This is a genomic window from Priestia megaterium (assembly GCF_009497655.1).
Lineage (GTDB): Bacteria > Bacillota > Bacilli > Bacillales > Bacillaceae_H > Priestia > Priestia zanthoxyli.
This window is the reverse complement of the sequence record NZ_CP023317.1, coordinates 750,924-762,333: the sequence shown is the minus strand read 5'-3', so window position 1 is coordinate 762,333 and position 11,410 is coordinate 750,924. Positions and strand designations below refer to the sequence as shown.

The window sequence follows — 11,410 nt, the reverse complement described above, 5'->3', positions numbered from 1 at the left end:
ATGAGCAATAAAGAAAAATTAACGATTCACCAAACTTCCACTATGATTGCTTTATTGGACGGAGTATTTGACGGTGTTGTCACATACAGGGATTTAGCTAAGAAAGGTGATTTCGGCATCGGCACGTTTAATCAGCTGGATGGTGAAATGATTGCCTTTGACGGAGAATTTTATCACATTGCTGATGGGAAAGCCGCACCTATTAGTGAAGATGCAAAAACACCTTTTGCCATTATGACAACCTTTTATGAAGATATCTCTTATCGTGTAGAAGAGGAAATGAACCGTGAACAACTAGAAACCTTAATGAACGAGCTTATTCCCAGTCCGAATTTATTCTATGCAGTTCGTATTGACGGGAAGTTTAAAGAAGTAAAAACTCGCACTGTTGCAAAGCAAGAGAAACCCTATCCTTCCATGGTAGATGCAGCTGCTGATCAGCCTACATTTACATCTTCAGATGTAAATGGAACACTAGCAGGTTTTTACACGCCAGAATATTCTTCAGGCATCGGTGTTCCCGGGTATCACCTGCACTTTATTGATGAATATAAAAAAGAAGGTGGACATGTTTTAGACGTCTCCGTTCAAGATGTTACCATTCAAATTTGCAAAAAAACGAAATTAAATCTCAATTTATCGGAAACAAGTGAATTTCTAAATGCTAATTTAGAAGACCATGATGTAGAAGAAGAAATTGCGACGGCTGAATAAGCAACGATACTTTTACTGATAAAAAAACTCTCATCGCTGCGCATGACGATGAGAGTTTTTTTATGAACATTTCGTGTATCTTTAAGTTTCCTCCCATTTCTATTAGTAATATAGGTCTCCCATAAAACCACGGAAGAAAGCCTAACACAGAATGATACATAAGAAAGAAAGCGTAGTATCATAATTACCATATTGCAACAGCTTTACGCTGTATATAAAAAAGGAGGTTTTTAAGCAATGTTTTCTAAACGGCCCTTATCTGTACTTCTTATCTCGACTTTATCTATGATTATTGCTTTTTCAGTATGGTCTGTCTTCGCGCCTATCGCCGCAGATATTCAAGTGATGTATTCATTAACCAATGCTGAAAAAAGTATCTTAATTGCCACTCCCGTCTTATTAGGTTCACTCATGCGGATTCCGATGGGAATTTTAACAGATCGCTTTGGCGGAAGAAAAGTGTATTCGTTAACAATGCTTGCTCTTTTACTCCCTACCATTTGTGCAGGCTTTACTCATTCTTACTCCATGCTGCTCTTTTGGGCATTTTTTATCGGCATGGCTGGAACAACATTTGCTATTTCCATTACATATGTCTCTAAATGGTATTCACCTCAACAGCAAGGTTTTATTTTAGGAATTGCCGGGATGGGCAACTTAGGATCAGCGGTAGCAAGCTTTAGTATTCCACTTATCTTTTCTTCTTTTGGCTTGCCTTGGGTATTTTGGAGTTTAGCAATTGCGGTAGCTTTAATGGCTCTTTTATTATGGGTAGGAACTTCAGACCACCCTTCTGCTGCTTCTCCTAAAACGCTGCAGGAATCTTTATCGGTATTAAAATTTAGAGAAACGTGGTTTTTGTCCGTTTTCTATTTTTTAACATTCGGTGGATTTGTCACATTCAGCATCTATCTCCCTACCATTTTGCACGATCAATTTAATGCATCAACCGTAGACAGCGGGCTGAAAACAGCTATTTTTGTTGTATTAGCAACGTTTGTACGGCCTCTTGGAGGATATTTATCGGATGTATTCGGAGCAAAAAAAGTACTCACCTTTGTCTTTACCGGAATGCTGCTAATAGGATTATTTATCGCCTTTACCATCAGCTCCTTCGCGCTATTCAGCGCAGGTTGCTTACTTGCAGCCATTACCCTTGGTATCGGAAATGGAGCTGTTTTTAAAATGGTTCCATCTGTTTCAACAGGAAATATTGGAGCTGTTACGGGGATCGTAGGAGCATTCGGAGGAGTAGGCGGCTTTTTCCCTCCTATTGTGCTAGGCTTTATAAAAGATACAAGCGGAGATTACGTTGTCGGTTTTTCCTTACTAGCGCTTTTTGCTCTATTCTGTCTCTTACTGAATTATTCTGGATTCAAAAAACAAGATGTACGTATTAACCAAAAGCACCTTGCCTGATTCCACGTAAAAAGCCTCTTTTTGCAAGAGGCTTTTTGCATCAGCATTTTTAATAACTGCTTCTTTTTACAGAAGGGCTAATATTCACGGCACTTACTTTAAAGCCAGGCATCTTACAGGCGGGATCTAATTTCTCAGAAACAAGGTTATTAACATTTTGAGAATCCGCCCAGTGAAAAGGAACAAATACGGTATCTGGCCGAATGCCCTCTGAAAATTTACTTCTTACCACAATCCTTCCATATGAAGATTCAATTTGTACTAATTCTTGATTCGATATTTCATATTTTTTCGCTGTTGAAGGGTGAATTTCCATAAAAGATTCGAAATTTCTAGCAGATAAAGATGCACTTTTTCGCGTTTGTACACCCGTTAAATAGTGTGACACCACTCTCCCTGTTGTTAAATAGAGAGGATATTTTTTCGTTATTTTTGCTTTAGGAACAATAGCTTGATTCGAGACAGGGACCATCATCGCCTTTCCATCACTATGAGCAAAACGTGTTTCAAACAGGCGCTCGGTTCCTTTATCTGTTAAGCTTCTGCATGGCCATAAAATTCCTTTTTCCGCTCGTAATCGTTCGTACGTAATACCGGAGTAATCCGCGATTCCTCCTTTACTTGCTATTCGCAGTTCATTAAATATTTCTTCAGCTGATGAAAACGAAAAATATTCCTCTTTCCCTAAAACTTTAGCAATTTCACATAGTATTTCCCAGTCGTGTTTGATTTCGCCACGGCGCGGAAAGCTAGCTTCGCGCAATGTAACTCTTCCCTCTACATTTGTCATCGTTCCTTCATCTTCCAAATAAGAGGATGCTGGTAAAATTAAGTTTGCTAATTTTGCCGTTTCTGATTCAAACATATCTGCTACCACTAGAAATTCAAGCTTTTCAAAAGCCTTCTTAACAAAATTAGCGTTTGGATTTGAAACGGTTGGATTTGAACACACCAGAAACAGCCCTTTAATTTCACCGTCATGAATTTTTTCAATCATTTCATATGCAGAAACACCTTTTCTAGGAAGATCTTTCTCCTCTATGTTCCAAACATCTGCTATATACATCCGATGCTCGTGATTTTCGATTGAACGGTAGCCTGGAAGCTGATCTGCTTTTTGACCGTGTTCTCGGGCTCCTTGCCCATTTCCTTGACCAGTAATGGCTCCATATCCGCAGCGGGGTTTACCGATTTTCCCGACAGAAAGTAGAATATTCAAAAAGTTCTGCACAGCAGCACTCCCGTCTGTTTGCTGCTCTACCCCTCTAGCAGTAAAAATCATTCCTGTTTCTCTTTGACCAAACATACGGGCAGCTTGATACATTTTCTCAAGCGGCACTCCCGTTATTTCTTCAATGACACTAAATTCTAGAGACGCCACATATTGCATTACCTCTTCAAATCCATTAACACGTTCTTGTAGAAATCGTTCATCTAGATAATTTTCTTCGATAATGACCTTCAAGATTCCATTGGCTAATGCCGCGTCGCTCCCCGGTTTAAGCTTCAGGTGTAAATCAGCTATTTTAGTTGTACCTGTCTCTCTTGGATCAATAGCAATAATAAAAGCTCCGTTTTCTTTTGCTTTTTCAAAATAAGGCATAATCGTTGGCTGACATTCCGCAATATTTGTTCCAGCTAACATAATACATTCAGTAAACGGAATCTCTTGTAAGCTATTCGTAAATCCTCGGTCCATGCCAAATGTTTTACTAGCAGCAGAAGCAGCAGCTGACATACATAAGCGTCCATTGTAATCAATATACTTTGTTTTTAACGCAACTCGAGCAAATTTCCCTAATAAATAAGCTTCTTCATTTGTAATAGAGGCACTTCCATAAACACCTAGCGCATCTGCTCCATTCTTCTCTTGAATCTCTGTAACGTGCTCTTTAATATAGTCAAGAGCTTCCCTCCAAGAAATCTTTACAAACTCTCCGTTTACTTTTAACAAAGGATATTGAATCCGATCTTTATGCAAAGGATGCTGGTGCGCATTCATTCCTTTGATACATAATCTTCCTTGAGAAGTAGGGTTGTCTCTTCCAATTGTTTTATACGTTTTTCTTTTTACATGTGTTTGTTCAACTAACTGCATTTTGCACTGCATGCTGCAGTAAGGACACTGCGTATTATAGATACGCTCGGTTTCAGCTTGCTTTTGCTGCTCACGAAAATATTTCAACAGCATCTCAGTCATCGTAGGTCACCCTTCTTTCCTATAATAAATATGTGATTGCACGAGAACGTTCTGAGCTGAGCTGCTTCATTAAATACTCTCGATTGTCTGCCTCAAACAAAACTTCTCTGACATGAACAATTCCTACTCGCTCGATCCAGCTGCCGACAGCTTCTAAATAGTTCCCCGTTTCACGGTAATATTGAATCAAAGAACAGCTGATTTCTATCGCTTCTTCGTTCGTTTCGGCCACATAAAACAGCTCCCCACTTCTGGCTTCTGTGCTGCTTCCGCCAGCATATATTTCCCAACCTCTGTCTATTCTTCTTAATCCTATATCACTTGTTGTGACATCCTCTGTAATGTGAAAACAAGAAGCAATACTGATTTTGATATCGCATGGGGTCTTTACGTATTCAAGCTGTTTGTCTAATTCATTTGATAAAGCAAGAGCAGGTTCATACTGACAAATACACGTTCCTTTTCCTATATAAACAGATACATTTTTAACTGTACGTTCATATAGCTGCTGAAGTCCTCTATCTATTTCCTCACTTATCAACGAAAGATATTCTTTTTTCACTCCAATAAGTTGAATGCGCTGATCACTTGTTAAACGAATATTCGAGATGTTGTACCTTTCAGCTACATTTGCTATGTTCCTTAATTCCTGTACATTTGTCAGACCACCGTGAATTTGCGGTACCACTGCATAAGTACCGTCATGAAGCAAAACGGCCTGTTCATTCTCCGTAGTAAATAAAGAATGTCGATTATTTTCGTAATGAGGATTCATCATATTTAAATAGTAATGAAGACCGCCTTCACATAACGAGCAGCCTTTCATGTCTTTAAACTTTAACATTTCTCTTACTTGCTGAACCGTTTCAAATTGATATTGCTGCATTTCTCTTACCAGCTCATCTTCTGATAGATGTGTACAAGCACAAAAGGTTTTTTGTTCAATGTTTTCATCAAATTCATCGCTTTGAATATACGTTAAAAGATCTGTTACAAGGGGCTTGCATCCTCCGCATGAACCAGAAGCTTTCGTGCAATTTTTTATTTCATCTACTGTCGTTAAATCATGTTTCTGTACTGCTTCAATAATACCTCCCTTGGTTACACCGTTACAGTTACATACCATATCTGTAACTGACATAGAAGCTGCTGCATTTTCCTTTTCATATTGAGAAGGAAATAATTGTACTTTTTCCGCTTGCGACAAATCCTTTTTTTCACTAATCATTTGTGATAGCTTTATAGCCTCACTGGTATCCCCAAAAAGAACGGCTCCCACTATTCTCCCTTCGCGAAAAACTACTTTTTTGTATATACCATCTAACATATTCGAAATCGTAATAGCTTTTGCACCTTGATTTTCCTTAAACTCTCCGACCGAATAAACGTCTATTCCTGATATTTTTAACTGAGTGGAAAGAACGGACCCGCCATAACCTTCATTTTTCATTTGGCAAAGGTGTCGCGCTAAGACTTTTCCTTGTTCGTAAAGAGGAGCAACAAGGCCGTATGTCATCCCCCGATGTTCAGCGCATTCACCTACTGCATAGATATCCGGGATGCTCGTTTCCAAATAATCATTTACGATAATTGCTCTATTTGTTGCTATTCCGCTTTTTTTAGCGAGATTCACATTTGGCCTCACTCCTGTAGCCATTACAACTAAATCAGCTGCAATTTTGCTGTTATCATTAAATCGGACGCCTTCTACTCGGTTTTCCCCTATAATCTCATCCGTATGTTTGTTTAATAGAAAACTCATGCCTTGCTTTTCCAATTCTTCTCTTAACATAGCAGATGCTGCTCTGTCTAGCTGTCGCTCCATTAAAAAACCCGAATGATGAATAACTTGAACATCCATTCCTAAATTTAATAGTCCTCTAGCAGCTTCCAGCCCTAACAGACCCCCTCCAATAACCGCTGCTTTTTTATACCGTTTAGAAATTTCAATCATTTTCCGACAGTCTTCGATGGTACGAAAACCGAGGACCCCTTCTTTTTCAGCCCCTTTAACGGGGAGCATATACGGGCTCGAACCGGTAGCAATAATAAGCTTGTCGTACATCGTCTCTCTGTTTTTATCTGTTTTTATTATTTTTCTCTTGGTGTCTATGTGCGTAACACTTTCTCCTTTAAATAAAGTGATATTATTTTCGTTATACCATGCAAAAGAATGAATGTTAATATCTTCAAGCTTTGTACTGCCTTGTAAAACGGTTGATAATAAAATTCGATTATAGTTAACGTGAGGCTCACTTCCAAAAACAGTAATATCAAAACAATCTGGAGAATGAATAAGAATTTCTTCAACACAGCGCATTCCCGCCATTCCGTTTCCGATTACTATCAGCTTTTGTTTCGTCATATAAAAACCTCCAACACATAGATTCAGACCGTAAAATATACATTTTTTATTATTTCATAAACTTCTCTAAAAGAAATGAACCTTGTTATAACTTCTAACATTAAAATCTGTTTAAAGCGTATGAATACGCCGATACCTTTCGCTGAAAGCAGGCTTTTATATAGAAGATTAATCTGCTTTAAAAAGGGGTAGAAAAAAGGATGCTGTGCTTGCATTACCTTTCTCTACGCTTTATAAGTACTCTATATAAAATTTTGTTATCTTCTTTTTGCCTACTATTTATTTATTTTGGAATCAATTATGATAAAAGAAAGAGTCTGAATTGGAGGTTTAAAACATGTCAATAACCGTTCACGCCACTCAGTGGATTCATTTTCAAATTAAATTGTATAACCTTCATTCCAAAACGAGATCGCTTAAAGATCAAAAACTAGAATTACCTCTACCAGAATTCCATCAAAACCTGATCATATTTACATCAGCAGCACGTCATGGCCTTACGTTTGGATATCAAGCCATTCAATGGGATACACCCTATACTTCTTCTCCGATTTACATAGAGCATCAGTCTATTCCGTGGTCCACTTTAGAACAACGTTCCCATAAGCGTATAACCGAACATATTACAGCTATTTTCTTAGAGACAATGTTTTATAGACAAAGTCAATTCAAACAATGTCAATTTTGTTTTGAATTTATCATTCCTGAGAGTCTTTTTGACCATACAACCTGCCAAAACTGCGCATCACGACATTTTGGAGTGGTGTATTAACAAATAAAAGCCTGAAGAAGTCAGAGGTTTTCTGACATCTTCAGGCTTTTATTACATGACTAGCTGAACAAAAAGTGGAATAACGGCAACTGTGACGACACCTACAATAACGACTGCAATACTTGCCATGGCTGCCTCTACTTCTCCCATTTCAATCCCTACGGCTACTCCTAGCGCATGCCCGGACGTTCCCAGCGCTAATCCTTTTGAAATTGGATTTTTCACTTTGAATACTTTTAAAAATAATGCGCCCAGTGCATATACAATAACTGCATTAAAAATAACTGCAAAGGAAGTAATAGCAGGAATCCCTCCAATATCTTGAGACAATGGCAGTGCAATTGCTGTTGTAGCTGCTTGTGGGAGCATTGATTTCATCACGACTTCATCCATATGAATACCTTTAGCAATCGCAAAAATAATGGCTACTGAACAAACTGATCCTACTGCAATAGAAGAAAGAATTTGCCACCAGTACTTTTTTAATTTATCGGCTTGCTTATATAAAGGGATGGCAAAAGCAATTGTTGCCGGTTCTAAAAAGAAGCTGATAATTTTTCCGCCGCTACTGTACTCCTCATAAGAAAAGTGACCAAGTTTCAAAAAAGCAATCCCGAGCACCATTGCCACAAATAAAGGAGTAAATAAGAAAAACCCTTTTGACTTTTTAAATAAATACGTTCCAATACCGTACGCAGCTAAAGAAACCACGATTCCAAAATACGGATTCATCTTTCCAACCACCTTGTCTCTTTATAATTGATATTACGCAATGCCCTGTTTTTTTGTTTTTTCACTCATATCTACATCTTTTATTTCTTCTTTTGCTTTATTATCTTTTGTCATGCCAAGTATAAGCTGTGAAAATAAGCCTGTAACGCCTAACAAAATAATCGTTGCCACGATGATAACTAAACAAATTTGAATGCCGTACTGCTGCATAACACCTAATGAATTCATAACAGAAATACCTGCTGGTACAAATAAAAATCCGATCAAAGAAGTTAAAGCCGTTCCCAGTGATTCAACTTGCTCTAGTTTAATAATCTTCAAGCAGAGTGCAAGAAATAACAGCACAAGTCCAATGACTGAAGCTGGCATCGGAAAAGGCAAATGCTCTGCAATAAAATCTGAAATCAACATAATTACGGAAAAAATAAATGCTTGTGTTAAAAAGCCATACACTTTTTTAGCACTCATTTCTTTCACCTCTCTCTGTTTGTTGACTTCATTATATAAAATGAAAACACGTTAGAAAGCGTTTTCAAATCAAAGAGTCGAATATTTGTGCTCACTTACAAAAATCGAGCCTTGAAATGCAAAAAACAGCCTGCTAACATGCATAAGCAAGCTGTTTCTTACTTAAATTCCTAAACGCTTCTTCAATTCTTTAGCATATGTACGGCTGACAGGAACTCGCTTATCGTTTTTCATCACTAAATTATACGTGGAATTAAACCATGGCTGTACTTCGGAAATATGATGTACGTTGACGATATAACCCCGGTGCACACGAACAAACGACTGAGAAGGGAGCTTTTTTTCTAGCATAGCCAGCGTATCTGCAGTATGATAGGATTCTGTTATGGTCTGAATGGTGACTTCTCCTTCTATTAGCCCTACAAACAAGATGTCCTCTATATTTACTAACACAATTGAATCGTCTACAGAAATCGCTAACTTTCCCGTTTGAGAAGAAGACTCTCCTATCGGTTCTTCTTCTTTAACAACGTGATGAGGAACACGCATTTTTTTATATTTATGAATGGCCTGCACCACTCTTTCTTCATCAAAAGGCTTCAAAATATAGTCAATTGCATCTACTTCAAAGGCTTGTAAAGCGTACTGATCGTACGCAGTTGCAAATATAATAGCAGGCGGGTTTTTCATTTTTTTAAGCCTTTTCGCAATATCAAAACCGCTGTCATCTGACAATTGTATATCTAAGAATAATAAATCCGGCTTTTCATCCATCATTTTATCCAACGCCTCTTCGATACTTTCAGCTTCTTCAATGAAGTCTACTTCTTTCGTTCGGTGGAGTAAATATTTTAATTCATCTCGCGCTAACATTTCATCGTCTACTATTAGTACTCGCAGCATATTACATACCCTCGCTTTTTAATTCAATTGGTATAACAAACGAAACTGCTGTTCCTTCTGTTACGTCAAACTCCAGTGTCGTTTCTTTTCCAAACAATCCATGTAAACGTTGTTTAATATTGTAGAGAGCCGTCCCCGTTCCTTTTTCTGAAAAAACAGGCTCATTGCCAAGCAGTTCCAATCGTTTTGTGTCTATACCTTGTCCATTGTCTTTTACCTTTACGTATACATATTTATCTTTTGTCTCAATATAAACTTCTACGCGACAGTGTTTTTGTTTGCGCGGAAACGCGTGCCGAATGGCATTTTCCACAAGTACTTGAAGAATAAACGGCGGAAGCAAGACATCATCTAGTCCTTCTTCAATATACATGTCAATTTCGTATTTATTAGGGAATCTGGCTTGTTCAAGCGATAAGTACGCGTGAACATGGTCAAGCTCTTTTGATAACGGAATCAACAGCTGCCTTGCACCTTGCAAATTAGAACGAAAATAAACGCTTAGTTGCAGTAGCAGTTTTCTAGCTTTTTCTACGTCCTGTCTGCAAAGCGCCGATATCGTATTAATGGCATTAAATAAAAAGTGAGGATTCACCTGTGCCTGTAAAGCTTTAATCTCCGCATCTTTTAGCAATTTACTTCGAAGCTCTGCTTCGCCGAGCTCTAGCTGAGTTGAAAAAAGTTTGGCCAATCCTTCTGCCAGCTCTTCCTCCACCCGGCTTAACCCGCTCGCATCTTTAAAGTACATTTTTAGTGTTCCAATGGTAGTACCGTGAGAAGTAAGCGGCATTACAATTGCGGCATGAAGCGGGCAGTCTTTATGCTGACAATCAATTTGTTCTCTCGATTTTGCTTTCATAATTTTTCCCGTCTTCAGCACTTCTTGAGACAGCCCGGTAATTAAACTGTGCGAAGGAACATGGTGATCAATTCCTTCTCCCACATGAGCTAAAATTTTGTGCGTATCCGTTAACGAAACAGCGTCCGTACCTGTGAAGCGATGAATAATATTTGCAACATTTTCACATGATTCACTAGTGAGACCCTGCCGAAAATGCGGAAGAGTTTGATCCGCGATTAATAATACTTTGTGTGTCTGAAGCGCTCTCATTTGTTCTTCTTGCCGTAAAATGGACTGAATAATAGATAAGAAAATATAGCTTCCCGTACCATTTACAATAATCATTGGAATAGCAATAATACTCACTAGCGTCCATGCCGAATCAAACGGTTTAGCAAATAATAAAATAATCAGCATCTGAAGCGTTTCCATCGCTATGCCTACAAGTGCAGCAAAGCGCGGTGTAATCGTTCGATGTTTTTTCCGGTAGGCATAACCGATATATCCAGTTAACACTCCTGCCAAAACGGATGAAACAGCGCAGCTAAACGCCGTACTCCCACCTAACATAAAGCGATGAACGCCGGCAAGTAGTCCTACTCCTAAACCAACAAAAGGACCGCCAAGCAGACCGCCCATTTCCACACCCATAATCCGCGTATTTGCAATGGAGCTTGATGGATCTACTTTTAATAATAAATCTTCATTTCGAATAATCGTTCCTTGAATTTCAATTCCCGTGTAGTTACTAATAATGCTAAAAAGAGAAAAAATAAAAATAAGTACAGCTTTTCCTTTATAACCTTGCTGCTTACGGAGAAATTGCCGAAAAACTTTTGTATGTGCTAGCAAAAAACCTATAATGACAATAACTCCAACTCGTTCTACCATCATAATTAATAAATGAATCATTTCTAGCCACCCTTTGCTGTCTGTTTCTATTTTATATTGTTACACTGATGCTGCTAGAAATCTAGCTGAACAAACAGAAAAAAG

The 11,410-nt window shown here is 38.3% G+C and carries 9 protein-coding genes; 3 read left to right on the top strand and 6 right to left on the bottom strand.

The window, feature by feature from the left end:
• A complete protein-coding gene (gene budA / locus CEQ83_RS03975; RefSeq protein ID WP_028412303.1) occupies positions 1-714 on the top strand; it encodes an acetolactate decarboxylase in 714 nt (237 codons plus the stop codon).
• A gap of 237 nt (positions 715-951) precedes the next feature.
• Complete coding sequence (locus CEQ83_RS03970) at positions 952-2,133, top strand: MFS transporter (protein WP_098113875.1); 1,182 nt, start codon at positions 952-954, stop codon at positions 2,131-2,133.
• 49 nt (positions 2,134-2,182) lie between these two features.
• On the opposite strand, the gene nasC is transcribed toward CEQ83_RS03970, so the two are convergent.
• Entirely contained in the window at positions 2,183-4,333 is a 2,151-nt protein-coding gene (gene nasC / locus CEQ83_RS03965) for an assimilatory nitrate reductase catalytic subunit NasC (RefSeq protein ID WP_098113874.1), read from the bottom strand.
• 19 nt (positions 4,334-4,352) lie between these two features.
• Complete coding sequence (nirB, locus tag CEQ83_RS03960; protein ID WP_098113873.1) at positions 4,353-6,698, bottom strand: nitrite reductase large subunit NirB; 2,346 nt, start codon at positions 6,696-6,698, stop codon at positions 4,353-4,355.
• A 337-nt stretch (positions 6,699-7,035) separates the two neighbouring features.
• Here nirB and CEQ83_RS03955 point away from each other — a divergent pair, with 337 nt between their 5' ends.
• Complete coding sequence (locus CEQ83_RS03955; protein WP_033578088.1) at positions 7,036-7,470, top strand: hypothetical protein; 435 nt, start codon at positions 7,036-7,038, stop codon at positions 7,468-7,470.
• 51 nt (positions 7,471-7,521) lie between these two features.
• On the opposite strand, the gene lrgB is transcribed toward CEQ83_RS03955, so the two are convergent.
• From lrgB to CEQ83_RS03935, 4 genes are all read right to left on the bottom strand, one after another.
• A complete protein-coding gene (lrgB, locus tag CEQ83_RS03950) occupies positions 7,522-8,202 on the bottom strand; it encodes an antiholin-like protein LrgB (RefSeq protein WP_028412309.1) in 681 nt (226 codons plus the stop codon).
• Between the two features lie 33 nt (positions 8,203-8,235).
• Positions 8,236-8,670, bottom strand: a complete 435-nt coding sequence (gene lrgA / locus CEQ83_RS03945) for an antiholin-like murein hydrolase modulator LrgA (RefSeq protein WP_028412310.1) — start codon at positions 8,668-8,670, stop codon at positions 8,236-8,238.
• 162 nt (positions 8,671-8,832) lie between these two features.
• Entirely contained in the window at positions 8,833-9,573 is a 741-nt protein-coding gene (locus CEQ83_RS03940; RefSeq protein WP_098113872.1) for a LytR/AlgR family response regulator transcription factor, read from the bottom strand.
• A 1-nt stretch (position 9,574) separates the two neighbouring features.
• Positions 9,575-11,326, bottom strand: coding sequence for a sensor histidine kinase (locus CEQ83_RS03935; RefSeq protein WP_099330626.1), 1,752 nt, complete (start codon positions 11,324-11,326; stop codon positions 9,575-9,577).
• Between the last annotated feature and the right edge of the window lie 84 nt (positions 11,327-11,410).

What these genes read in the sequence shown, in the direction of transcription:
- budA (WP_028412303.1), top strand. Translation starts at nt 1, where the DNA reads ATGAGCAATAAAGAAAAATTAACGATTCACCAAACTTCCACTATGATT.
- CEQ83_RS03970 (WP_098113875.1), top strand. Translation starts at nt 952, where the DNA reads ATGTTTTCTAAACGGCCCTTATCTGTACTTCTTATCTCGACTTTATCT.
- nasC (WP_098113874.1), bottom strand. Translation starts at nt 4,333, where the DNA reads ATGACTGAGATGCTGTTGAAATATTTTCGTGAGCAGCAAAAGCAAGCT.
- nirB (WP_098113873.1), bottom strand. Translation starts at nt 6,698, where the DNA reads ATGACGAAACAAAAGCTGATAGTAATCGGAAACGGAATGGCGGGAATG.
- CEQ83_RS03955 (WP_033578088.1), top strand. Translation starts at nt 7,036, where the DNA reads ATGTCAATAACCGTTCACGCCACTCAGTGGATTCATTTTCAAATTAAA.
- lrgB (WP_028412309.1), bottom strand. Translation starts at nt 8,202, where the DNA reads ATGAATCCGTATTTTGGAATCGTGGTTTCTTTAGCTGCGTACGGTATT.
- lrgA (WP_028412310.1), bottom strand. Translation starts at nt 8,670, where the DNA reads ATGAGTGCTAAAAAAGTGTATGGCTTTTTAACACAAGCATTTATTTTT.
- CEQ83_RS03940 (WP_098113872.1), bottom strand. Translation starts at nt 9,573, where the DNA reads ATGCTGCGAGTACTAATAGTAGACGATGAAATGTTAGCGCGAGATGAA.
- CEQ83_RS03935 (WP_099330626.1), bottom strand. Translation starts at nt 11,326, where the DNA reads ATGATTCATTTATTAATTATGATGGTAGAACGAGTTGGAGTTATTGTC.